Consider the following 23188-nt stretch of genomic DNA (forward strand, 5'->3'; position numbering starts at 1 on the left):
GGGTGACGCGATGGCAACGACGGTGGGCGGAACCAGCCCATCCAGCATCATTCCCGGGGAGCGTTTCTCACCGCGCCGCGCGTCCCGGGGAAGTCTCGCGGTCGCCATTCTGCTCATGGTGCTCGGCGCCGGCGTCGCGGTGTGGGCCGCCCGCTGGCACGACGATCACGTCGACGCGGTCATCCTGACCCGGCCCGTGGCACGCGGGGACATTGTGGACGCCTCCGCCCTCGCGGTGGCCCGGGTCTCCGTCGAGGGAAGCTCCGCCCGTCTGGCTTCCCCGGCGACAGCGCGGGCGGCGATCGTCGGGCGGCAGGCGCTTGTCTCCCTCGCCGCGGGGACGCTGATCTCGCCGGAGATGGTCGGCTCCGCCGTTCCGCCGGCCGGGGCGGCCCGGGTCGGACTGCGTCTGTCCGCCGACGCCCTGCCGTCGCGGACTCTGCGGGCCGGCGACTGGGTACAGGTCGTCCTGCCCACCGCCCAGGGACAGACCGCCGGCACCGGCGCGGGCGACGGCGCCGCGAACCTGCTCGGCGGCCCGGTGCAGGTCGCCGAGGTCCGGCCGCTGTCCGGCCAGACGTCTGGCGGTGACCTGGTGGTGGATCTGGATGCGCCGGCCGACCAGGCGGCGCGGATCGCGGCGTCAGCCGGCTCGGGCGGCCAAGGCCTGCGGCTGCTGGGGGTTCGCCGATGACGACCTGCTGGGCCGTGGGCACCCCGGGGCCGGGAGCGCCCGGTGCGACGACGATGACCCTCGCTCTCGCCGCGGTCGGTGGCGGCGTGGTGGTCGAGGCGGGTACCGATGGCGGTGTCCTCGCGGCCCGCTGCGCGCTGTCTCTGGCGGAGGGGGCCCCTGGGCTTGCCAGCCTGGTCGTCGCTGCGGCCCACGGACCGCTCGACGTTCTCGACCACGCCCAGCGCTGTGCCGGCGGAGTATCGGTCATCGCCGCTGCCACCACCGAGGAGACGGTCGCGGGTGCGCTGCGGGGCCTGACCAACGCCCTGCCGCGGCTTCGCCGCGAGCAGACCACGCCGCTGCTGCTCGACGTCGGCCGGGTGCGGCAGGCCTCCGCGGCGCTGCTGAGTTCCTGTGACGGTCTGATCCTGGTCACCGAGGCCAGCCGGGAGGCGCTGGCCTGCGCGCTCGTGCGCCTGCCGGACCTGTTCGCGTTCGCCCGGCGGATCGTGCTCGTCGTCCGCGACTGCGGCCACTACGCGCTCGGTGATGTCCGCCGGCTCGTCGACGAACGCGTCGGCGTCGCCGGTGTGCCCGTGCTCGCCGTTCCCGACGATCCGCGCAGCGCCCAGTCTCTGGTCGAGGGAGGCCGGTTTCGTCGCCGTGCCCCGCTGCTCCTCGCCGCCGATCAGATCCTTGACGCCTGCGACACGATCGGCGCCGACGGCCTGCCCGCCGAGGCCGTCCGATGAGCTGGACGCCCCCTCCCCTCGACGACGCGACCATCACGGCCATCGTCGACCACCTGCGGCCGGTGCTCGCGTCCAGCCTCACCGGTATCCCCGCGGGCGAGGAGCGTCTCGCCCGTGTCGACGAGATCGTGCAGACCAGCCTGCGTGACGAGCAGTTCCGCCGCACCCGCACCGGGCAACCCCCGCTCGACCAGGCCACCGAACAGGAGGTCAGCCGCCGGCTACGCCTCGCCCACTCCCCCCTCGGGCCGATGGCCCATCTGCTGCAGTCCGGCGACCAGTGGAGCGACATCGAGGTCAACGGCGCGGCCACCGCGATCTGCACCGACCGGGTCACCGGACGCCGCCACCAGCTCGCCAGTCCCTTCCTCGACGAGGAGGAGGCGTTCGCCTGGGTCGCCGCCCAGGTCGCCGCCCAGGGCCGCCGGTTCGACGACGCTATGCCGAGCGTGCGCTGCCGGCTACCCGGCGGGATACGGCTGCACGCCATCGCCCAGGTCACGGGCAGGGTCCACATCTCCTGCCGGATCTTCTCTCCTGGCCTGGACACCCTGCCCGGCCTGGAGTCGGTCGGCATGTTCGACACCGACCTCACCCAGCTGCTGGCCGCCACCGCCTGGATGAACGACCCGTTCGGTCTGGTGATCTCAGGGGCGACCACGGCCGGCAAGACCACTCTGCTGCGGGCCTGCCTCAACGCCCATCCCTCGACAGTCGTCCTCGACCGGATCGTGACCGTCGAGGACGAGATGGAACTGTTCCTCGACCCTGACCGCTTCCCCAACCTGGTGGCGTTCGAGGCCCGCGAGCCGAACGTGGAGGGCGAAGGCGCCTACACGATGGAACGGTTTCTGTCCTCCGACCTACGCCGACTCACCCCGGACCGGGTCGCGCTCGGCGAGCTCAAACCCGACGGCGGCGTCATGCCGCTGCTGCTCGCCCTCGGCCAGGGCGTCGCCCGCGGTGTCGCCACCACCATTCACGCCCCGTCCGCCGTGGACGTCATCCCCCGCATCCGCACCTACGCGGCGTTCGGCGAGCACCGGGTCGCCGACTCGGTCATCCTCGACACGATCGCCGCGTCCGTAGACCTGATCGTCCAGGTCAGCCGGGTCCGCGGACGCCGCGTCATCAGCTCGGTCCTCGAGATCGCCGGCCGCGGCGAACGCGGCGTCAGTGTTGCCGAACTGTGGCGGTGGAACCCCGCCGCCGGCCGGGCGACCCGCACCGACCTCGCCGCCTCCGATGAGCTCACCGCCCGCATGACCGGCGCCGGTCTCGACCCGTCCATCCTTGACCGCGACCGCAGCTTCCTATTGGGCACCCACCGATGACCACGCTCACCCTCACCATGGTGGCGCTCGCCGGTGCCGCCGTCGGACTCGGCGTCTGGCTGTTCGCCGTCGCCCTCTCCGGAGGGATCCCCCTTCCTTTCACCGGCTCCCGCCGTGGCGGCGCGCCGCGTCTGGGTCTGGYGCCGCGCCCGGCCGCCGCGCTGCTCGGCCTCGCCGTCGCCGCGGGTGCCATCACTCGCACGCCGGGCCTCGGCCTCGTCATCGCGGCCGTCGGCTCGGTCAGCCTCGTGCAGCAACGCGGACCGTCCGTGCCCACCGTCACCCGTCTCGGGGAGGCGATCGCCACCTGGACGGAGATGGTCCGCGACGGGCTCGGCTCCGGCCGGCATCTACGGGCCGCACTGGCCGCCAGCTGCGACCAGCCGCCCGCCGAACTCGCCGAACCCCTGGCCCATCTGTCCGTCAACCTGGACACGAAGGCCGTGCCCGACGCGCTGCGGCAGCTGCGCCGCGAGGTCGCTCATCCCGCGATCGGCCCGGTCGTGGCCGTCCTCGACATCGCCTACCGGCGCGGCACCGGCGACCTGATCCGCCTGATGGCCACCCAGGTCGACACCACCCGCGACGACGTCGCCCGGCTACGCGACCAGCACGCCCTGCGCGCCCGCCACCGCCGCTCGATGACCCTGCTGCTCGCCCTGTTCGCCGTTGCGGTCACCGGGGTGCTGGCGGTCTGGCCGGCGTTCTTCGCCGCCTACCGCACGGTCACCGGCCAGCTGGTCCTCGCCGCCCTCGGCGCTGCCGTCGCCGGCGCGGTCCACACCCTCATCCGCATGGGCCAGCCCGACCTACCCCCCGACGTCTTCGCCCCCGACCCGGACCGGCCATGACCAGCATGCTCACTGTCGCCGCCGGCGGCGCGCTCACCGGCTACGGCGCCTTCCTCGCCGGAAGGGTGCTGCTGCCCCGGCGCCCGGACCTCGGCGCCGATCTCACCGCCCTGTTCGCCTCGCCGGCCCGCCAGCCGACTGCGCTGCACCGCCTGCCCGGACGGCTGTGCGCGCTGGCACGCACCCACGGCCTGGGCCGACTGCTCCGCAGCAGCGATGTCACGCTCGCCGACCGCACCGACGAGGCACACATGGCCAGCCGGCTACTACACCTGCTCGGCGGCGCCGCCGGCGGCCTCGGCTGCGCCGCCCTCGGTCGTCTGCTAGCCCCGACACCGCCCCCGCTGGCCCTGGTGCTCGTCTTCGTCGGGGGGCTCGGCGGGATCCTGCTCGCTGACCGGCCGGTGCGCCGGCTCGCCGCCGCCCGCCGGCGCGACGCCGCGTTGGCCGTCGCCGCCTACGTCGATCTCGTCCGCGTCCTGCTCGTCGGCGGCCTGCCCCTGCCCACCGCGCTCACCGCCGCCGCCGACCGCGGCCGCAGCTGGACCTTCGACCGTCTGCGCGCCGCGCTCGCCGATGCCCGCCTGCGCGGCGAACCCCCCGACCGCGGCATCGCCGCCCTCGCTGACACCTACCCGCTGCGCGAGTTCACCGACCTCGCCCGCACGCTCAGCGCCGCCCGCGCCGGCGCCTCCCCGGTCCTCGCGTTCGAGTCCCGCGCGGCGGCGATCCGCCGCCGCGACACCGCCCAGCAGCGCGCCCAGGAAGCCGCCGCCGACGCGCAGATGGACCTGCCCGCCGCCGTCGTCGCGCTCGCCTTCGTCGCGTTCCTCGCCTACCCCCTCCTCACGATGATCAACAGCAGTGTCGGTTCGTAACGAAAGGGCCCGTCTCATGCTGCGTTCCCTGGCAGCCCGCCTCCTCCTGCTCCACCTCACCCTCACCGCCCTGCTCACCGACCGCGTCCAGCGCCTGCACCGCCGCGCCAGCGACGACGAGCGTGATCGCGGCGACACCGGGCTGTCGACCGCGCTCATCGCCGCCGGCCTCGCCCTCATCGCCGCCGTCGTGATCTTCTACCTGCGACAGAAAGCCACCCAGATCGCGCAGAACGTCTGCACCTCGACCGACCCCACCCAGTGCCAGCAGCAGTGACCCGCCCGCTCACCGCACTCCGCCGCCAGCCGGCCCGCCGCGGGCCAGCCCATGACGGCGAGCGGGACAAGGGTGAGGCCACCGAACTCGCCATCATCATGATCGGCGTGTTCGCGATGATGCTGCTTGTCCTCGCGATCGGAGTCCGCTGGGTCACCGCCGAGGCCGCGCAGGCCGCCAGCCAACGCGCCCTCGAAGTCGCACAGTCCCCCGGCAGCACCCCGACGGCCGTCGACGCCGCCGCGAAGCGGATCACCGCCGGGGTGCTCCTCGTCTCCGGCACCGACGTTCGCGTCGGTGGGCGCGACGATCAGGTGACCGTCACCGTCACCGCGCACAGCCGGCTCGGCGGCGCGGTGAGCACCACCGCCACCGGCCCCCGCATCCGCTTCATCCCCCAGCAGCGCACCCGAGGCCGCTGATGGCTGGTTCCCGTCCTCATCCGCGCCGCACCGTCGGGGACGATGACGGTTCCTACGCGGTCGAGTTCGCCGTCGCCGCCGCGCTGGTCCTCCTCGCCCTGCTGCTCCTCGCCGTCGCCTACCAGACCAGCCAGAGCAGCGCCGCCGTTACCGCCGCCGCCCGCGAAGCCGCCCGCGCCGCCTCTCTCGCCCCCTCGGCCGCGGACGCCGAAGCCGCCGCCGACCAGACGGTCCGCGCTCGCATCACCCCCGGCCAGGGCCCGTGTGCCGACGTCTCCGTCACCACGACCACGACGTCGTTCCGCGCCGCGGGCACGGTCAGCGTCGCCGTCACCTGCCACACCGGCAGCCTGCTCGGTCACCGCCGCGTCGTGCATGCCACCGCCGACGAGGTCATCGACCGCTACCGCGGCGGCCTGTGATGGCCAGCCGCCTCCGCGACCGGCTGCGCGCCCGTCTCTACCTGTGGCGCGACGGCGGCGGTGACGACGCCGGATCGATCACCCTGTTCATGCTCGGCGCTCTCTTCGGCGCCGCGGTCCTCTTCGGCGCGCTGCTCTCCGACCAGGTCCGCGTCCTGCACGCCAACGGCCAGGCCTTCGACCTCGCCGGCAAGGCCGCCCGCGTCGGCGCCCAGCAACTCGACACCACCGCGCTGGCCGCCGGCACCWTCCGCCTCGACCCCGACACCGCCCGCACCACCACCCGCTCCTACCTCACCGCCCACGGCATCCGCGACGCCGAGATCACCATCGACGGCGCCACGGTCACCGTCACCGTCCACCAGCCGGTGCCGTTCCGCATCCCGGTCCTGAACGCCGGCTCCGGAGCAACGGTCACCCAGACCCGTTCCGCCATCGCCACCCCCGGCCCCTGACCAGCCACCCTCCAGCCCCAACCGGTTTCCGCATCCCTGCTGCGACCGCCGCCCTGCCCCCGACCGCGAGGCACGCCGATGACCACCCGACGCACCCGCCACCACGGCGCCCCGCCCGCCTCCACCCGACAGTCCACCGGCGCCGCGGCCCTGCGTGCCGGGATCGCCGTCGTCGGCCTGCTGCTGTTCGCCGCCGTCCCGCTCCTGCTGCACGACTGGCGCCCCGACCCGCTGCCCCACACCTGGCAGCCCGGACGGTGGATCACCCTCGCCCGCCGCGGCTACCTGCACCCCGACGTGCTACCCAACAGCCTCGCCGTCACCGCCTGGCTGCTGTGGACCGTCCTCGCCACCGCCCTCGCCCGCGAGATCATCGCCCAACTGCACCGCGGCGCCGCCGCCGCGCACACAAGCCTGCTCCCCGGGATCATCCAGCGCCTTGCCAGCACCTGGATCACCAGCTTGTCGCTGCTGCTCACCCTCATCGCCAGCCGCGCCACCACCGCACCACTCCCCGCCGCCGTGGCCACCATCGCCGCCGACACCCCCGCCGTCCCGATCCCCTCCGCAGGCGGTGCGCAGGATCCGTCAGCCGCCGCAGCCGCGCACCGCGCCGGCGCCTACGACATCCATCGCACCGAGCGCTACGACACCCTGCGGACCCTCGCCGCCCAGCGCTACGGCGATCCCGACCTGTGGCAGACGATCCGCGACGCCAGCGTCGGCGTCCTCCAACCCGACGGCACACCCCTGCCCGCCGGATTCGTCGCGCTCACCCCCGGCACCATCCTCCACATCCCCACCGTGCCGGCAGCCGACAACCCGATCACCCTCGTCGCCGACCGCCAACCCCTCCAGCCAGCTACCGGCCAGGAGATCCAGCCGGTCACCGCAGACCACGAGGTACTCCCCGGGGAAAACCTCTGGTCCATCGTCGGCAGCGTCTACCCCACCCTGCCCGCCGACGACACACCCGCCGCCGTCACCACCGTCTTCACCGCCAACCACGGCGCCACCGACCCGGCCGGCCACCGCCTGACCGCCCCGGACGTGATCAATCCAGGCATGCGGCTGCACCTTCCCCCGGTACATCCCCCCGCCGACCCCACCGTCGCAACCGGCCCCAGACAGCCGCCTGTCCCCACGACCCCCGCGCCGTCCTCCACCACGCCCGCACCGTCCCCGGCCCGCCCTGCACCAGCCATGCCGTCCGCGGCCGCGTCCACCCCGACCGTGCCCCCGGCCATCAGCCCGGACACTGCCCCATCCCCCGGAATCACCTCGCTGCGCGCGCTGCCGACCGCGTTCGCCTCCTCGGCCTCGCCCGCACCACGGGCCGACGCCGGGCAGTGCGCCCCGACCGTCAGCCCAGGCACCACCCCACCGCCGACCTCACCCCGCCCGCCGGCATCGTCCCCGTCACCGCACCAGCAGACCATCGACAGCCTGGCCTGGCTCGCCGCCGGCGGCCTACTCGCCACCACCATCGTCGGCTCCTGGACCGCCCGGCGCCGCTGGCGCGACAACCACACCACCCCCCGCCACACCCTCGCCCCCACTCCGCCCGACCAGGCCGCCCTGCACACCGCGCTCCTCGACGCCGACAACCCCGACCTCCTCGACCGCGTCGACGCCGCCCTACGCCACCTCGCCGCCACCCACCAACACCAGCAGGCCGGACCCGCCCCGCAGATCCTGCTCGTTCACCCCGACGACACCGTCGAGGTCTACCTCCACCCCCACAGCAGCCACACCCTGCCAGCCCCGTGGGAGCCCGGCCCCGACCCCCAGATCTGGACCCTGCCCGCCGACGCACCCCTCCCCCCGCCGCCGCCCGCGCTTCCCCCGCCCTGCCCGGCGCTCGTCCAACTCGGCACCACCTTCGACGGCGCCGACGTCCTCGCCGACCTCGAAGCTCTCGGCAGCCTCGCCATCGCCGGCAACCCCACCGACCTTCACGACGCCGCCCGCGCGATCCTCGCGACCCTCATCACCAGTCCCTGGGCCGACCTCACCCGCATCCACACTCTCGGCCTCGACCCCGCCGCCCTCACCGACCCCGAACGCGTCACCCCCCACATCACCGCCGACGCCCTGCTCTCCGCCTCCCACCACGACATCGACCTCCTACGCCACGCCCTCGACACCGCCGGCTACCCCACCACCCTCACCGCCCGCGTCCACGAACCTGGCGAGGAATTCGACCCCCTCATCGCCCTCGCCGCCACCCCCGCCACCACACCCGCCCACGACGCGCTGCAAGACCTTGCCGCCCTCGCCGCCGACGGCCAACGCGGACTCGGCGTCCTGCTCCCCGCCGACGCCGACATCCCAACCCGCTGGACCCTGCGCCCCGCCCCGAGCGCGGACGGCACCGACACCTGGCTCCTTCAGCCCCTCGGTCTGAGCTTCGCCCTCACCGCCATCCCCGAGGACGCCCACGACACCCTCGCCGAACTTTGGACCGACGCCGCCGCACCTCTCCCCGAACTCCCACCCCCACCCGTCGAACCGCACCCCCACGCGTTCACCGAACCGGCCTGGCAGGTCATGGTCCGCCTCCTCGGCCCCGTCGACGCCATCGCCCAGGACGGCACCCACGCCGACCCCGCCACCACCCGCGACCGCACCCACGAAGTCCTCGCCTGGCTCGTCACCCACCGCCACGCCACCCGCACCGACCTCGAAGCCGCCCTCTGGCCCCGCGGCGCCACCCCCAAGACCATCGCCAACGCGCTCAGCCGCGTCCGCCGCCTGCTCACCACCCTCGCCGGCGACGACGCCGAACACTGGCTCCCCCGCTTCGAACGCGGCTCCCTCACCCTTTCCCCCCACGTCACCAGCGACCTCGACCTCCTCCACGCCCGCATCCACCACGCCGAAACACACCGCCACCACCCCGAGATCGCCATCCCCACCCTCCAGGGCGCCGTCGACCTCATCCGCGGTATCCCCGCCGGCTACCCCTGGCTCGACGCCCAGATGGGATCCCTCCTCACCACCACCCCCATCAACGCCGTCATCCTCCTCACCGAACACCACCTCACCCTCGGCGACACCACCGCCGCCCTCACCACCACGCTGCGCGGCCTCGAAATCCTCCCCGCCCACACCGAACTGTTCGCGCTGCGCCTGCGCGCCCACGCCGCCAACGGAGACCCCGACGCCCTCAAAGCCGAATACCGCGCCTACCTCCGCGCCGAAAAAGCCGAACCCTACTGGGACGGAGACACCGACCGCGACCTCGAAACCCTCTACCGCACCCTCCTGCGCGAAACAACAATTCAGTACGGCCAGACAGACCACACGACGCCTACACAGAAAGTGGAGGAACCGGGACATGAACCCCGAGCAAGGACTGGCACCCGATGACGACGGACGCTTCCGTGCCAGGAGACGCGTGACGCCCGCCCTGGACCATCTCACCCAGACTTCAAGAGCAGACTTTCTGCGGACTATCCGCAATCTCGAGATGACCGGGGCTGCCCTGCCGCAAGGGTACAGCATGGGTAAGATGCTTGCGTCCAAACATTCCGGAGCGGCAGACGTATACAGCTACCTGCAGCTCAGCTCACTCGCCCCCATCGCCATACCACGGCTGTACAACCTCAGGCGCGAGCCCGGCGCCCTCGAACGCGAGGAAAAGATTCTGGAACGGGCAATAGCCGATCCGGCCCTACACGGCGTCGGCCAGGAGACCACCGCCAACCTCCTGGCCCTGCTGTGGGACGCCGACGACTACCTGACCGGCCTGCTCTGCGAAACAGTGACCCACCTGCCCGACCCCCAGGTCGGCGCGCTTCTCCTGGAGCTGTGGCACGTAGGTGAAGACGAGTTCAACCCCGACGCACCCGGCAGCGAACTCGACCTCAACGCCCACGACACCATGACGGCCACCTTCGACCACCCACAGCACTACCTGCTGGATCTGATCGTCGACACAATCCTCGCACGGCTCATCAAGCGCCACGGCCCCGAACTCCTCCTCGCCTGGGCCGACRCTGTGGACAACGCCGTCCGTCAGCTCGGGCGAGTACCAGGCACTCCGAAGGACCCATGGCACCGCCGGTACGGAGCATGACGCGAAGAGCGACAACCCACGACCGCTCCATCACGCCATCGATATCTGCGCGGGAGTGTAAGAACAACGGCTCTGCCTGCCCAGCTACCTTTCGTGCTCGCTCGGGTCCACGTCGATGCGTTACATGCGGGCATTCGTGACGATGGCGATCCCGGCGTCTGTCACGATCAGTAACAGAACGTCAAACAATCGATCTTGTCGGAGGGACGCGTATGCACGAGGTGGAAGTGAAGTTCGCGATGCCCGGTATCGAGGAGGTTGTGTCGGTACTTCGCGCTCGTGGTGTGACGCTGTCCGCGCCAACCTTCCAGGATGATCAGGCGTTCGCGCCGGTCGGCTGGTCCTTCGGTGACAGCAAGATCGGGGTTTCTTTCCTGCGGCTACGGACGGTGGATGGCCGTCACTGGTTCGCGTTGAAGCAGCCGGGCGTGAACGCCCAGGACTGCCTGGAGCATGAGACCGAGGTCGTCGATCGCGAGCAGATGCACCGGGCGATCCTGCGGATGGGCTATCAGGCCACGGTGCGGGTGGCGAAGACCCGTCGCACCGGCCGGTACGGCGAGATCGTGCTGTGTCTGGACGTGGTCGACGGCGTGGGCGCCTTTCTCGAACTGGAGCGGATGGTGCCCGACGACACCCAGGCCACCGTGGTCCAGGAGGAGCTGGCCGCCGTCGTCGCGTCGGTGGGTATCGAGGCCGTGCGCACAGCGGAGACCTACGACTCCCTGGTCCGCGCTGCGCAGATCGACGCGGCCCGCGTGCCGCTCAGCCGGACGGGAGCCGACACCGCCGACATGGCCACCCCGTCGTCGATCGGCCGAACGTGATGCCCTGACGTGGAAGACGCGCCGGGCGACCGGCGGCGCGGCGACCCGCCCCGGGCAGGGCTTGCCGCTGGCCAGCCTGCCGCTGATCCGGCCCTGCCCCACGCCACTGAAGGGGCGTCCCGGCGAACACGGACACAGCGATGTCGGTGCACATGATCCCTCTCTCGCCGCTGTCCGGCTGCGCGACGTGGCCCCCCGCCACCCTGCTGCTCGGGCAGCTCCAACGCAGGCATGCTGTCCGGGATGCGGGGCTGGGTGCGTCGAGGCGAGCGCCTTCGTGACCGCCACCCAAGTCCGAGTCGCGGCAAGTGTCGAATTGACTGCCAGATGTGACGTCCGGCTGTCACAGTTGGAGTGATGCCGTCACAGCCTGACCACCTGGGCTGCGACGTCACGGATTGGATCGAGCCTCGCCGTTGCTGCGACGGCCTACCGTGAGGAGTTCCTGTGCCGGAGGACGCGGCGGTTCTTGACCGCCTCACCGCGGACCTGTTTGACCTTGGTGTCCGGGCGGTGCCGGTTCCCGAGGTTTCTGGGTCGAACACGACGACGGACTGCACGGATGACGGCTGCTCGGCGACGTGCCCGAGCGTAGGCTGCTCGGCCACCTGCAACGACTGCGAGTAGCGGGTCCGCAGGTGCACTCCCGGCTGTTCGCGCCCCTGCCAGGCGCCGTGGTGCTGGCGCGTATTCCGCTGCTTCCGGCACGGGGCGGTGAGGTCGAGGGCCGCTTCCTGGACCCGATCGTGATCGAGGGGATCGCGCTTACCTCCCGCGAGGCCGTCCCCTCTGTCCTTGGTCGTGGCGCGTCCGGTGTCGGGGGTCGGGCGGCGACCGTTCGTGCTTTTGACCGTCGGGCGCGGCTGCGCCCGACCCCGCGAGCGGTGTTCGCCGGCGTTCAGACGGTGGCCGTTGTCGAGCGTGGCTGCACACTGGCCCTCGGCGACGATCACCGTCCCCGCAGTGCCCCGAGTCCGGTGTCGCTGACCGCCCTCGCCCCGAGTCTCCTGGACGTTCCCGGGGTGGTCGAGCGGCTCATGTTCACGACGAACAATCTGATCCGCCGCCGGGGTCAGCGGTTCGAGCACGAGCGGCAGCCACTCGGCGCGGGGGCGCCGCAGCTGATGTCCATCCGCGCGACCGAAGCAAGTGCTCTGATCCTGCGGTCATGCGAGCAGGGGGCCCGGTACAACGCCCTGCTCGCCGCCATGGGCGACCGCTGGTCGGGGGTGCCGGAGTCGACGCTGCGCGGCATGGTCATCGAGATGATCCGTCAGGGGTTCCTGCTGACAGACCTGCTGCCCGTCGACCTGGGCGACGATCCCCTCACACACCTACTGTCCCGCCTGCCCGACGGCTGCGATGTCCGCGGGCCGCTGGAAGATCTCCAGTCCCGCCTGCGTGCCGCTGACCTGCTTCCCCTGGGGACAGCGCCCCGGCGGGCGGCCCTCACCGCCGCGCGGGAGATGTCCGCCCGCATCTGCGGCCAGGACAACCCGCTGTGCGTCGACGTCGCCGCCGACGCCTCTCTGACCCTGCCCCGGGCGCTGCTGGCCGACGCCGCCGAGGCCGTCGGCGTGCTGTGGACGATGAGCGCCACCAAGCCCACGCTCGCCGCCTACCATGCCCGTTTCGTCGACCGGTGGGGCCACAGCCGATCTGTTCCGCTCGTTGATGTCGTCGATCCGGTCGTCGGGTTGGGGGACGACGGCATCGAGACCGGCATCGAGCCCGGGGAGGCATCTCCGGAGCGTCTCTCGATCCTCGCCGCTCTGCTCGGCGACGCGACCGCCCACGGCCAGACCGAAGCCGTCCTGGACGATGCCACCGTGGCCGCGCTCGCGGTTCCCGGCACCGACCTGCCGCCGCCCGGAGCGGAGGCGTATGCCCGTGTGCTCGCCGCCTCGGAGGAGGATCTGGCCGCTGGCCGGCTGCACCTGGCGCTCTATGTCGGTGGTACGCAGGACGCCGGCTCGAGCGCCGGCCGGTTCACCTCGCTGCTCGACGCCGGCCCGCCGCGTGTCGCCGACCCGCCGGAGGGTGCGGTCGTCGCTGAGGTGGTGGTTCGGCCCCGGATTCCGGTGCTGTCGACGATCGCCCCGCCGACCGGTGTCGCCCCACTTCGTATCCCTGTCGGGGTCCCCGTCCGGCCGGGTGATCTGCGGCTTGATGACCTGCTGCTCGTGGCCGACGCTCACCGTCTCACGCTGTGGTCCCGGGGTCGACGGTGTCCGGTTGTGCCGGTGCTGAACTCTCGGATCGGGCCGCGTTACCTGCCGGCGGAGGCCCGGCTGCTGGCGCTGCTGGGCCGCTCCGGCTGTCGGCCGTGGCGTCTGTTCTCCTGGGGGTCGTTGCGGGAGACGGCTTTCCAGCCGCGGGTGCGGTATCGGTCGACGATTCTCGCGCCCGCTCGCTGGCGCCTGCCCACGCGGCTGACGGACGCCGCCCGCAGCACCGCGGCCTGGCCGGCACAGCTGCGAGTATGGCGGACGTCCACGATCCCGCCGCCGCCCACCGTCGTCGTCACCGACGATGACGAACGACGGCTCCCGCTCGACCTTGACGATCCGCGGGACGTGGAGCTGCTGCGCCGCTATGTGCGTCGCGGCCTGCGGGCCGTGACCGAGCAGCCCGGCGGAGACCGCACCATCCAGGACGTCGTCACCGGTCGGTCCGGGCGCCATCTGCTCGAACTCGTCATCCCGCTCGCCGCAACCGTGTCCCGGCCCGCCCCTGCTCGTCCGGTGACCGTGCTGCCCCGGCCAGTGGGCGTCGGGCGGTATCTGCCGGGCGGGCCGTGGCTGTCGCTCGCGATCGGCGCGCCCGCGGCCCAACACGACGAGATCCTCGCCGACCTCGCCAGGCTCCTCCCGGGCCTACGCGCGATGTTCGACCGATGGTTCTGGCTGCGCTACCGCACCCAGGCCCTCGGACCACACCTGCGGATCCGCTTCCACGGCGCCCCGGCCATACTCGGCGGGGAACTCCTGCCCGCACTCTCCCAATGGGGCGCCCAGCTGGTGGCCGACGCTCTCACCAGCGGGTGGAGCGTCGAACCGTACGACCAGGAGATCGAACGCTACGGCGGCCCGCCTGCGATCAAGGCAGCAGAAGACGTCTTCACGGCCGACAGCGACCTGGTCCTCGCCACGCTGAGCGCGACCCGCGAGCCGGACCAGCGGCTCGCCGTGGCCGCGCTGACCGCGGCAACCGTGACCCGCACGCTCGCCGGCGATGATCGCACCGCGCTGGGCCGCCCCCGCCTCGACCGACCCGCCCACCGCCGCCTCGCCGGTCTGCGTCGCCTCGTGCGCGACGCGGCCTGCGAAGGCACGACCGCCCGTCCCCTGTCCGAGCCCGTCTGGGAGGGATACCTCGATGCGCTGCGCGCCTATCACGACCGGCTGCCCGCCGAGCGGCGGGCGGACTGCGCCTCGTCAGTGATCCACATGCATGCCAACCGGCTTCTCGGGGACACAGCGTCCGAACGGATCGCCAGAGTGCTCGCCATTGGCCTGCTCGCCCGCGAGACAGCGTCACGGTGACCAGCGACGGCCTGACGGACGACGCCGCTCGGCAGTGCCTCGCCGTCGCCGAGCGACTGCTACGCCCTGAGACCGTCACCGCGGCCCTCCCGGCCGACGCGGCGGCCAGTTTCGCCGACGGCCTGCCCGGAACGGCGCTGCTCTACGCCCGGCTGGCAGCTGTCCACCCTGACTTCGCGGCTGCTGCGGCGAGCCACTGGACCCAGGCGGCCCGCTGGACTCCGCGAGGCGTCCACCGCACGGGCGTGTTCCACGCCAGCGCGGGCCTGGCAGCCTCACTGATCATCGGCGTGCCCTACCTTCCCGACCCGGCCAGCCACGCGACGAGCACGGCCCGAGCTGTCCGCTGGCTGTCTGCGCAGGCTGTCACCCACGCCGACGAGCACCGTGCCGCCCTCACCCGCGGGGAGATGGGCACGCCGTGGCACGTCTACGACGTCATCACCGGCCTCACCGGAACCGGCAGAGTCCTGCTCGCCGCCCACCACTCGGGACACGCCGCCGCCGAACACGGGCTGCTAGCCGCGCTGACCACCCTCACCATAATGATCAATAGTCGGATCGGTAGCCGCCCCGGCTGGTGGCTGCCCGCGGATCGCCTCCCCGACGCGGTGACCGTGCACCCCTCGGGCGCGGCGACCACCGGCATGGCCCACGGGATCGCGGGCCCGCTCGCGCTCCTCGCCACCGCGCACCTGGCCGGATGCACCGTCCCGGGCCAGCACGACGCCATCACCGACGCCGCCGACTGGCAGCTGCGCTGGCGCGACGAACACACCCGAACCTGGCCTCCACACATCACCGGCGACGACCTCGACGCCGGCCACGCCGCGCCGCCGACCGGGCGCACCGACGCCTGGTGCTACGGCACCCCCGGCATCAGCCGCGCCCTCATGCTCGCTGGCCTGGCTGCCGGACAACCCGCAGTCGAGGACGCCGCCCGCGACGCGCTGTGCCTCTTCGCGCAACGGCCGGGCCGCTGGGACGTCGAAGGGCCGACGCTCTGCCACGGACACGCCGGCGTCCTCCGTGCCGCCAGCGCCATGCGGCACACGGATGTCGCCACGCAGGCCGCCACGGCAGTCACTCAGGCATTTGATCCTGTGCACCGCTTCGGCTTCGCGCACGTCGCCAGGAACGCGACCACCGATCGGCCTGGTTTCCTCACCGGCGCCGCGGGAACGGCGCTCGCTCTTGCCGAGCACGCCGCGTTCCCGGTTCCTCCGGGCCTGGCGACGACCTGGGACGCCCTGCTGCTCCTGTCCTGACACCGCACCGACAGGGCGCGATCAGACCTGGGCGGGTGCCCGCTCGGCCAGTCGGACGAGAACCCGGCTGTCACGCTTGTCGACCGCCAGCAGCAGCCCCGGCGCTTCCGGACGCTCGGTGCCTGCCAGATGCGCCTCGATCCACAGCCGAACACCCTGCCCGCCATCACGGTCCCAGTCACCGATCCGCTCGGCGAGGCGGGCCGCCAGATCGGCACCCTGAGGGCCGTAGCCGCAGGCACCGATCTCGAGGTTGGGCATCTTCACGTCACTGCCAGGAGCCGGCCGGGTCGTGAGATAGGCCAGTGTCCCACCCTCGACAACGCCCATACTTCCCCACGGCCCTTTCGGCGCCATCAGCCGGCCGGCCTCCACCGCGCCCCGGGACACCAGGAGCCGGCAGAAGCCGGCCAGCGTGGCCAGCCAGAAATCGAGATGCTCCGCCCAGCCCCAGGGGACCGCGACCCCAGTCCAGGACACCGCCACAGGATGATTCAACGCGCCGTGCAGCGCCGCCGCGTCCACCGGCCGGTCATCATCGAGCCGGACCACCAGGTCCGGACCGGCACCGACCGCAATGTTCTGCTCGCGCACGGCGCCGATGCCGCGCATCGGCATGAAACCGTCCTCCAGGACCGAGCGGCTTCGCAGCACAGCCCCGTCACGCTCGAAGGCGACCGTCCGGGTAAGCCCGAGGATCCGCATCGGCACCACCAGACGTCCGTCCTCGGCCAGCTGCTCCCACCAGGCCCGTGGCACATCCCAGGCGCCCGCAGTGACCACAATCCGGTCGAAAACCGGCCGTCCAGGCGCACCGGCCATGCCGTCCCCGTGCACGACCGTCACAGCCGCACCCAGACCGTGCAAAGCCGAGCGCGCGGCGGACGCCACGGCTTCGTCATACTCGATAGTCGTCACCGAGCCTGTTGGACCCACGAGATGGGCAAGCAAGGCAGCGTTGTATCCGGTTCCAGCGCCGATCTCCAGAACCCGATGTCCTGGACGGACATCGAGCTTCTCCAACATGCCTGCGACCGTTCCCGGAGCGGACGCTGAACTGACCGGAACCCCATCGCCATCACGGTGGGTCACCACCGGATCCGGCCCATAGGCGCGCTCCAACGACACCTCGGGCACGAACAGGTGCCGCGGCACGGCCCGCATCGCCGCGTCCACTCGGCCGCTGAGCGCCAAGCCCCACGGCCGCAGGCCATCGACCATGGCATCTCTCAGCCTGCCTGCCGCCGCGGTCTCCGCCTTCAAGGTCACCACTCCAATGTAGTCCGTCAGTCTCCGACCGTGTGGCTCGATGGATCACTACCCGAGCGAAGGGCTACCGCGTCTGTCGGTGCGGGAATGTCCATACTGGCGCACCGAAATCCGGTGTCGTCGTCGAGCATGCCAGTAGATGCGTCATTGAAGCGTGAGGGCTCTGCTCGCCGAAAAGGACTGGTGAAAGCGCTGCCTTTGAGGCCGCGACGTCCCGGCTCGGATTCGGTGGCGAGCCATTCCCAGATGTTGCCGCACATGTCGTATGCGCCATAGTGGCTCACACCGCTGTGGTAGCGGTCCACCGGCGTCGTGGAGCCGATGCCGGACTCGCGGAAATTCCCTTTCGCAGTCGTCTCGGAGTTTCCCCATGGATATCTCGTGCCGTATGGGCCGCGGGCGCACTTCTCCCACTGGCGATCCGTGGGCAGTTTCTTTCCGGCCCAGTCGGCGTAGGCCACCGCGTCGTGCCAGGTGACCCAGACCACCGGGTGGCGGGCAAGATCCGGCGGGCATTCGCCCGACGGCCAGTGCCTGGGCGGTCGGTATCCCGAGGAGCTGATGAAGCGTGCGTAGTCAGCGTTCGTTACTGGATGCGCATCCATCCAATAGGAGGGAATCCACAGCTTCTCGCCGGCGGCCCCGGACATGAACTCGCCCTCACCAACGTGGATCATGAGCTTGCCGTCCACAGGGTGGCGTGTCTGGCTGGTGTCGACCTCGCCAACAGGGGCATGGTCATGAGCGCTGGGGGCGCTGCTGATGACCACGCCGATGAGAGTGACGAATCGGTCTCGCACCTCGGGAGGGGAGCRCCGCAAGACCGTGTCCAACGCCTCCTGGTTTACCGGGCGCGGGGTGATGGCCTCGCGACCCGCCTCCCATTTGGAGACCGTGCGTTCGGCGACTCCAAGGTGATGCGCGAAAGCAGTAATACTCATGCGCCTGGCTTCGCGAAGTGCGCGGACCTCGCGCCCGGTCCAACGGATAATGGTGGTCATGGCAGCCTGAGTTACCCCAGTGAATCCAGTTGCACCGCCGCGTATGCGGCGCGTAGCACCTCGTAGATCGGGTGCTCCACCTGAAATTCGACTTTGTCGATAGCGTGGATCGGCCGGACGCCGATCGAGGCATTGGTTGCGAACGCGGCCTGAAATTCACCGAGTGCATCGACGGACACTGGCACAGTTTTGTAGGGTTGGCGTTGCTGCAGGAGGGTCATAGTGACGCCCGGAAGTACCTCGCCATCCGGCCAGACGACACTTTGTCCGTCGTACAGACCGACATTCCACGTCGGCCCTTCGAGAACCTGTTCCTTGCTAACCAGCAGCGCATCGTCGTAGCCGGCTAGTTGAGCAGCCCGGCGCTCACGCAGCGGGCCGAACAACCCCACGTGCTTGACAGCGGGAAGATCGCGGCGGTACTGCCGGCTGCCGAGTCGCAGCGGTGGAAGYGTCGCCGGCGCGGCGGGACGGAACGTGATCCCGATACGCGGCATCAACGGCGCGCCGGGATGACCAAGGTCGAGGCCGGGATCAAAAACGGTGACCCGAACGATGAAGGCTCCCGAGCGGCCCCGAACAGCATCGGCAACCAGGGCCCGCACCCGGTCTGGATCCAAGTCTGCAGCGAAGAGTGTGCGGCAGTCCCGGACGAGCCGATCCAGGTGCAGGGACAGACCGCGTACCCGCCCCTCCTCGACGCGCATCGAGGTGAAATGACCGTAGTTGGTGAGGCCCAGTGCCTGGACCGCGTCGGGCGAGGCGGGCTGACCGTCGAGCTCCATGACCTTGGAGTCTGCCAGCACGTGTGACTGGACGCTGACACTCTCGGCATCAACCGGGCGCCAAGTGCAGTGAAAGGGCAGGGGAAGGTCAGTGCTCGGCCCTGTACCCCCTGGCAGAGCCACGCGACGATCGTGCTGTCGCTGTCACCCCATGTGAGTTCGACGGTCCCGTCGACTGGCATCAGCCGCCGGCTCTGCACCCGCCTGGTCCGCCACGGCGTGGTGCTGGGGGACGCGCTCCCGTGACACWCCTCAAGATGATCGGAACTTGTTCATGCCTCCCTTCTTCGAGGTCGCTCCGCATCGGGGTGGACTTCTGGATCTGGCGCCGCGGAGCGTGGCGCCGTCCGATCTGATCGGTCGGCTGCTCGACGAGGCCGATCGGGTCGGTCTGACCGATGAGCAGATTCGGATGTTGCTGCGGGTGCAGCGTGACTACCGGGCTGCTCTGCACGCACTGGATGTGGAGATGGCGCTGGCCGCCCACGAGGTGCGTCTGACCCCCGAGGCGTTGGCTCCGCAGCGGCAGGAGGAGCGGCGGGTGGTGTTCCAGCGTCGCGGCGAGCTGTTCGCGCACCGGGAGATCGTCGCGGACGAGGCGATCGTGACGGTGTTCGAGCTGCTCACCGACGCGCAGGCCGCGGCGCTGATGGCCGTGTACGGGGAGGAGGTGACCGCGACGTTGACGGCGCTGGCGCCGATGCTGGTCGCGGCGCTCGGCCCGCGGTACACGCTGATGGCCGACGACGGCGACGGGCCGCGGGAGGTCGCCCCCGACGGGCTGATACCAACGGCGGTCCCACGGTCCTTCACGGACGACGTGCAGGCCGCGCGTCATCTTCCGGTTCTGCGGTGAGGGGCCGGCGGTGACGGAGCAGGGATGGGCGTCGCCTCCTGCCGCGCAGGTGTCGCCGGTGGATTTGCAGATGGATCGGCCGCATGCGGCGCGGATGTACGACCTCCTGCTGGGTGGTAAGGACAATTTCCCCGCGGATCGGGAGGCGGTCGAGGCGGCGGTGGCGGCGTTTCCGCATCTGCCGGCGGCGGCCCGGCAGAACCGGGCGTTTCTGCACCGGGCGGCGCGGCTGGTCGCACAGTGCGGGGTGCGGCAGTTCTTCGATGCTGGCACGGGTATCCCGACGTCGCCGAACCTGCACGAGGTCGTCCAGGCCGCCCTCCCGGACGCCCGCATCGTCTATCTGGACAACGATCCGATCGTGCTGGCCCATGCCCRCGCGCTGCTCACGAGCAGCCCGCAGGGCCGCACCGCCTACCTGGACGCGGACCTGCGCGACGTCGAGCGGATCCTGAGCGCGCCGGAGCTCGTCGACACGTTGGATCTCACCCGGCYGGTCGCGCTCTCTCTGATCGCGATCCTGCACTTCGTGGGAGACGAGGATGACCCGTATGGCATTGTGCGGCGGCTGGTCGAGCGGCTGCCGTCGGGGAGTCACCTCACGATCAGCCATGCGGCGGGCGATCTGAATCCCGAGGTGGAGCGGGCGGCGGAGGTGTACCGGCAGCGCGGCGTCGCCATCCACCCCCGGTCGCGCTCGGAGATCATGAGGTTCTTCGACGGGTTGGAACTGGTCGGACCCGGGCTGGTGCCGGTGCAGCGCTGGCACCCGGACGATCTCGGTCTTGCAGCCGTGCCCGACGCGCAGGTCAGCGCCTACGGCGCGGTCGCCGCCAAACCATGATCCGCACACCTCGGATCCTGATGCTGCTGCCGGCGGGAGGCGTGCCGCTGCTGTCGGGTGTCCTCGCCTCGACAGGGCGGGCCGCGCAGGTCGTGGCGGTGGTGCCGTCGCTCGGCGAGGCCGAGTCAGACGGTGGTGGGGCGGGTCGGGTGGTGGCGGACCTGCGGGTGGGGTTGCCCGTGGCCGATGGCGCGGTGGACATGGTCGCCGGCTATGGGATCCACCCCGCGGATCCCGCGCTGCTGGTGGACGAGGCGCGTCGGGTGCTCGCTGCGGGCGGGCGGATCGTGTTCCGCGTCGAGCTGGGGCATCTGCGTCATCACGGCTGTGATCTGCCTGGTCTCAGCAGCGAGGAGGTGGGGCGGGTGGCGCGGGCGCTCAGCGAGGCGGTGGAGGTGCAGACCCGTCACGGCTGGGAGGCCATGCACGCCGTGATGGACACCGGCCGGGCGGGCCTGCAGTCCGAGGGCGCCGAGGTGATCCACATGACGGAGCGCCTCGACCACCGGGGCGTCGAGGCGTACCTGCGCACGGCGACACCCGTGGCGCCGGCTCCGTTCGCCGCTGTGCGGTCCTCTCTCGACGAGCGTGCGGCGCGCCGCTACCGGGCTGCCTGCCACCGGGCCGTCGATGTGCACGGCGCGTTGACGTTACGCACGCCGATGGTCTGCATGCGGGCCCGGCGGCTGCCGTGAACAGCGACGGTGGGCCGGTGGGGCAGCGCCGCGCGGGCTACAACCGGATCGAGGTACGCGCGGCGGTGGCCGGGGCCGTGAAGCACCCGGCGGAGCTGGTCCGTGCCGTCGTCGCGGCGGCCCGCCGCCGACCGGCCCGGGCCGTCTGGGACGACCTCCACAACATCGAGGACGGGGGGTTGTTGTGGGTGTCCACGGCGGACAAGGTCCGGCCCGGTACGCGCATGCGGATCGAGAGCCACGACGGGACCAGTGCGACCGCGACCGTGACGGGCACGTTCCTGCGCGTGCGCGTGGACCCGAATACCGGTACCGGGGGCCCGGAAAAATGATTGATCTTCATACGCATACGACGGCGTCGGACGGCGCGTTGATGCCGCAGGAACTCGTGGCCCACGCCGCCGCGGCCGGGCTGCGGGTCCTCGCCATCACCGACCATGACACGACCGGCGGGATCGAGGCCGCGGCGGCGGCGCTGCCCGCGGGGATGACGTTGGTGCCCGGGGTGGAGATCTCCTGCCGCGCGCAGGTCGCAGGACGCGCCCGGGAGGTGCACCTGCTCGCCTACCTGACCATGCGGGAGGACCGGGCGCTCGCGGACCTGCTCGGCCGTATCCGGGACAGCCGGGAGCTGCGGGCGCGACGGACCGTCGGTCTGCTGCGCGCCGAGGGTCATCCGATCGAGTGGCCGCAGGTGGCGCAGGTGGCGGGCGGCGCGCCGGTCAGCGGACGGCATCTCGCGGCGGCGATGGTCGCCGCGGGCATCGTGAGCTCAGTCGACGATGCGTTCGGCCGGGACTGGCTCGGGGGCCCGTTTCACGCCCCGCTGTGGCGGCCCGAGGTCACCGAGGCCCTGACCGTGGTCCGTGGCGCCGGGGGCGTCGGGGTGCTCGCGCACCCGTGCGCGCCGGACGGCGCCCCGCTGTCCGTGGAGTTCGTGGCGGACCTGGCCGCGCGGGGGCTCGTCGGCATCGAGGTCGACCATCCCGACCACGACGAGGACGCCCGGCGGCGGCTCCGCTACCTCGCCGACGAGCTGACCTTGCTGCCGATCGGGTCGAGCGGCTTCCACGGGCCCGATACCTCGCGGATCGGGTCCGACACAACGACACCGCAGGTGTACACGCGGCTCCTCGCCCACGCCAGCGGCAGCACACCGATCCGCGGATGAACGCCCGGTGGAGATGGCGGGTTGTCGACCTGGACGACGGCGAGCGGTGGGAGGTGATGGACCCGGCCGTGCGCGCGGACGTGGAGGAAGCGGGTCGGGCGGGCTGGGGGCTGGTCTGCGTCGCGGCTGGCCTGGGCGCCGCCCTCCTCCTGCCCATGATCGTCTTGCGGTAGTGGGACGGCCGCTCCGCCTGTTGCCCCTGCGGGCAGAGCGGCCTCACGCCAGAGAAAGGGGGGAGTGATGGCGGACACCGACACGCAGGGTCGGGGGCGGCTCGCGGGCCGGCCACCTCTACCGGGACCGAGAGGAGGAACCGGGATGACGCCCACCGGGGCGGGGCTTGTGGTCGCGGTGTGTGTGGCGATGGGGCTGGTCTATGCGTGGTACGCGGACCTGATCCGCCAGGCCCGACGGGAGGGCTACCACCGCGAGATCCGGATCGCACTGATCGCGGGCGCGAAGAATACGGTGATCCTCTGGACGCTCGTCGCCTGTGTCTGGGTGCTGGTGCTGCGATGAGGGTGTACGCGGTCGATATCGGCGCCTCGGCGATCAAACAGGCGATCGTGGACACCGGCCCGCCCAGCCGGATCGTCACCGCGCTGCCCACGCTGCGGCTTCCCCCGTCCCCGACCTTTCACGCGGTGCAGGAACGGATCCTCACGGCGCTGACCGGCGCGGCCGACGTCGAGCAGGTCGCGATCGCCACCCCCGGCGCGATCGACGCCGACGGGACAGTCGTGCGGGCCGGGGCCATCCAGGGATACACCGGCATCCAC

24 protein-coding genes and 1 pseudogene are annotated in these 23188 nt (G+C 71.7%); 22 read left to right on the forward strand and 3 right to left on the reverse strand.

Features of this window, described 5'->3' with window-relative positions; translation table 11 throughout:
• Window positions 1-10: 10 nt before the first annotated feature.
• The 14 genes from KBI5_RS08690 to KBI5_RS08755 all read left to right on the forward strand — a co-directional run bounded on the left by KBI5_RS08690 (window position 11) and on the right by KBI5_RS08755 (window position 15788).
• Window positions 11-694, forward strand: a complete 684-nt coding sequence (locus tag KBI5_RS08690; protein WP_085014958.1) for an SAF domain-containing protein — start codon at window positions 11-13, stop codon at window positions 692-694.
• Entirely contained in the window at window positions 691-1428 is a 738-nt protein-coding gene (locus KBI5_RS08695; protein ID WP_085014939.1) for a hypothetical protein, read from the forward strand. Before KBI5_RS08690 ends, KBI5_RS08695 begins: the two co-directional genes overlap by 4 nt.
• Window positions 1425-2762, forward strand: a complete 1338-nt coding sequence (locus KBI5_RS08700) for an ATPase, T2SS/T4P/T4SS family (protein WP_085014940.1) — start codon at window positions 1425-1427, stop codon at window positions 2760-2762. Before KBI5_RS08695 ends, KBI5_RS08700 begins: the two co-directional genes overlap by 4 nt.
• Window positions 2759-3613: a hypothetical protein gene (locus tag KBI5_RS08705; protein WP_085014941.1), complete on the forward strand. Its 855-nt coding sequence runs from the start codon at window positions 2759-2761 to the stop codon at window positions 3611-3613. The genes KBI5_RS08700 and KBI5_RS08705 overlap by 4 nt, the downstream gene beginning before the upstream one ends.
• Window positions 3610-4491: a type II secretion system F family protein gene (locus KBI5_RS08710; protein ID WP_085014942.1), complete on the forward strand. Its 882-nt coding sequence runs from the start codon at window positions 3610-3612 to the stop codon at window positions 4489-4491. The genes KBI5_RS08705 and KBI5_RS08710 overlap by 4 nt, the downstream gene beginning before the upstream one ends.
• A gap of 16 nt (window positions 4492-4507) precedes the next feature.
• The gene (locus KBI5_RS08715; RefSeq protein ID WP_085014943.1) at window positions 4508-4768 is read left to right on the forward strand and encodes a hypothetical protein; all 261 of its coding nucleotides are present in this window, start codon (window positions 4508-4510) and stop codon (window positions 4766-4768) included.
• Complete coding sequence (locus KBI5_RS08720) at window positions 4753-5190, forward strand: hypothetical protein (protein ID WP_241882756.1); 438 nt, start codon at window positions 4753-4755, stop codon at window positions 5188-5190. Before KBI5_RS08715 ends, KBI5_RS08720 begins: the two co-directional genes overlap by 16 nt.
• Complete coding sequence (locus tag KBI5_RS26245; protein WP_085014945.1) at window positions 5190-5612, forward strand: hypothetical protein; 423 nt, start codon at window positions 5190-5192, stop codon at window positions 5610-5612. The genes KBI5_RS08720 and KBI5_RS26245 overlap by 1 nt, the downstream gene beginning before the upstream one ends.
• On the forward strand, window positions 5612-6067 hold the full coding sequence (locus KBI5_RS08730) for a hypothetical protein (protein ID WP_085014946.1): 456 nt from the start codon (window positions 5612-5614) through the stop codon (window positions 6065-6067). Before KBI5_RS26245 ends, KBI5_RS08730 begins: the two co-directional genes overlap by 1 nt.
• Before the next feature lie 78 nt (window positions 6068-6145).
• Window positions 6146-9439, forward strand: a complete 3294-nt coding sequence (locus KBI5_RS28365) for a hypothetical protein (RefSeq protein WP_085014947.1) — start codon at window positions 6146-6148, stop codon at window positions 9437-9439.
• 133 nt (window positions 9440-9572) lie between these two features.
• Entirely contained in the window at window positions 9573-10148 is a 576-nt protein-coding gene (locus tag KBI5_RS08740; RefSeq protein WP_085014948.1) for a hypothetical protein, read from the forward strand.
• Between the two features lie 212 nt (window positions 10149-10360).
• Entirely contained in the window at window positions 10361-10975 is a 615-nt protein-coding gene (gene cyaB / locus KBI5_RS08745; RefSeq protein ID WP_085014949.1) for a class IV adenylate cyclase, read from the forward strand.
• A gap of 581 nt (window positions 10976-11556) precedes the next feature.
• Window positions 11557-14520 (forward strand): lantibiotic dehydratase, encoded by a 2964-nt coding sequence (locus KBI5_RS08750; RefSeq protein ID WP_085014950.1) that lies wholly within the window; start codon window positions 11557-11559, stop codon window positions 14518-14520.
• Complete coding sequence (locus KBI5_RS08755) at window positions 14517-15788, forward strand: lanthionine synthetase C family protein (RefSeq protein WP_198537600.1); 1272 nt, start codon at window positions 14517-14519, stop codon at window positions 15786-15788. The genes KBI5_RS08750 and KBI5_RS08755 overlap by 4 nt, the downstream gene beginning before the upstream one ends.
• A 21-nt stretch (window positions 15789-15809) precedes the next feature.
• Here the strand turns inward: KBI5_RS08755 and fxlM are convergent, their stop codons facing one another.
• The 3 genes from fxlM to KBI5_RS08770 are packed head-to-tail and all read right to left on the reverse strand — an operon-like array spanning window position 15810 to window position 18864.
• Window positions 15810-17057, reverse strand: a complete 1248-nt coding sequence (gene fxlM / locus KBI5_RS08760) for a methyltransferase, FxLD system (RefSeq protein WP_133056982.1) — start codon at window positions 17055-17057, stop codon at window positions 15810-15812.
• Window positions 17058-17074: 17 nt separating this feature from the next.
• Window positions 17075-18058, reverse strand: coding sequence for an SUMF1/EgtB/PvdO family nonheme iron enzyme (locus KBI5_RS08765; RefSeq protein ID WP_085014952.1), 984 nt, complete (start codon window positions 18056-18058; stop codon window positions 17075-17077).
• Window positions 18059-18069: 11 nt separating this feature from the next.
• A complete protein-coding gene (locus KBI5_RS08770) occupies window positions 18070-18864 on the reverse strand; it encodes an aminotransferase class IV family protein (protein WP_241882757.1) in 795 nt (264 codons plus the stop codon).
• Between the two features lie 247 nt (window positions 18865-19111).
• Between KBI5_RS08770 and KBI5_RS08775 the strand changes: the two genes are divergently transcribed.
• From KBI5_RS08775 to KBI5_RS08805, 8 genes and pseudogenes are all read left to right on the forward strand, one after another.
• Window positions 19112-19699, forward strand: coding sequence for a hypothetical protein (locus KBI5_RS08775; protein ID WP_133056983.1), 588 nt, complete (start codon window positions 19112-19114; stop codon window positions 19697-19699).
• A gap of 70 nt (window positions 19700-19769) precedes the next feature.
• Window positions 19770-20543, forward strand: coding sequence for an SAM-dependent methyltransferase (locus tag KBI5_RS08780; protein ID WP_085014961.1), 774 nt, complete (start codon window positions 19770-19772; stop codon window positions 20541-20543).
• A 20-nt stretch (window positions 20544-20563) separates the two neighbouring features.
• Window positions 20564-21238 (forward strand): hypothetical protein, encoded by a 675-nt coding sequence (locus KBI5_RS08785; RefSeq protein ID WP_085014954.1) that lies wholly within the window; start codon window positions 20564-20566, stop codon window positions 21236-21238.
• On the forward strand, window positions 21235-21570 hold the full coding sequence (locus tag KBI5_RS08790) for a hypothetical protein (protein WP_085014955.1): 336 nt from the start codon (window positions 21235-21237) through the stop codon (window positions 21568-21570). The genes KBI5_RS08785 and KBI5_RS08790 overlap by 4 nt, the downstream gene beginning before the upstream one ends.
• On the forward strand, window positions 21567-22409 hold the full coding sequence (locus KBI5_RS08795) for a PHP domain-containing protein (RefSeq protein WP_085014956.1): 843 nt from the start codon (window positions 21567-21569) through the stop codon (window positions 22407-22409). Before KBI5_RS08790 ends, KBI5_RS08795 begins: the two co-directional genes overlap by 4 nt.
• Window positions 22406-22582 carry a hypothetical protein gene (locus KBI5_RS26250; protein WP_157902473.1) on the forward strand — a complete coding sequence of 59 codons (177 nt, stop codon included), beginning with the start codon at window positions 22406-22408 and terminating at the stop codon, window positions 22580-22582. Before KBI5_RS08795 ends, KBI5_RS26250 begins: the two co-directional genes overlap by 4 nt.
• Window positions 22583-22727: 145 nt before the next feature.
• Window positions 22728-22928, forward strand: coding sequence for a hypothetical protein (locus KBI5_RS08800; protein ID WP_085014957.1), 201 nt, complete (start codon window positions 22728-22730; stop codon window positions 22926-22928).
• Window positions 22925-23188 (forward strand): annotated as a pseudogene (locus KBI5_RS08805) (ROK family protein); the annotation flags it as partial. The gene KBI5_RS08800 and the pseudogene KBI5_RS08805, both read left to right, overlap by 4 nt.

The organism is Frankia sp. KB5 (assembly GCF_002099325.1).
Classification (GTDB): Bacteria; Actinomycetota; Actinomycetes; order Frankiales; family Frankiaceae; genus Frankia; species Frankia casuarinae.

Bases quoted from the DNA above. Each gene is read 5' to 3' on its own strand.
- KBI5_RS08690 (WP_085014958.1), top strand. From the start codon at position 11: ATGGCAACGACGGTGGGCGGAACCAGCCCATCCAGCATCATTCCCGGG.
- KBI5_RS08695 (WP_085014939.1), top strand. From the start codon at position 691: ATGACGACCTGCTGGGCCGTGGGCACCCCGGGGCCGGGAGCGCCCGGT.
- KBI5_RS08700 (WP_085014940.1), top strand. From the start codon at position 1,425: ATGAGCTGGACGCCCCCTCCCCTCGACGACGCGACCATCACGGCCATC.
- KBI5_RS08710 (WP_085014942.1), top strand. From the start codon at position 3,610: ATGACCAGCATGCTCACTGTCGCCGCCGGCGGCGCGCTCACCGGCTAC.
- KBI5_RS08715 (WP_085014943.1), top strand. From the start codon at position 4,508: ATGCTGCGTTCCCTGGCAGCCCGCCTCCTCCTGCTCCACCTCACCCTC.
- KBI5_RS26245 (WP_085014945.1), top strand. From the start codon at position 5,190: ATGGCTGGTTCCCGTCCTCATCCGCGCCGCACCGTCGGGGACGATGAC.
- KBI5_RS28365 (WP_085014947.1), top strand. From the start codon at position 6,146: ATGACCACCCGACGCACCCGCCACCACGGCGCCCCGCCCGCCTCCACC.
- cyaB (WP_085014949.1), top strand. From the start codon at position 10,361: ATGCACGAGGTGGAAGTGAAGTTCGCGATGCCCGGTATCGAGGAGGTT.
- KBI5_RS08785 (WP_085014954.1), top strand. From the start codon at position 20,564: ATGCTGCTGCCGGCGGGAGGCGTGCCGCTGCTGTCGGGTGTCCTCGCC.
- KBI5_RS08795 (WP_085014956.1), top strand. From the start codon at position 21,567: ATGATTGATCTTCATACGCATACGACGGCGTCGGACGGCGCGTTGATG.
- KBI5_RS26250 (WP_157902473.1), top strand. From the start codon at position 22,406: ATGAACGCCCGGTGGAGATGGCGGGTTGTCGACCTGGACGACGGCGAG.
- KBI5_RS08800 (WP_085014957.1), top strand. From the start codon at position 22,728: ATGACGCCCACCGGGGCGGGGCTTGTGGTCGCGGTGTGTGTGGCGATG.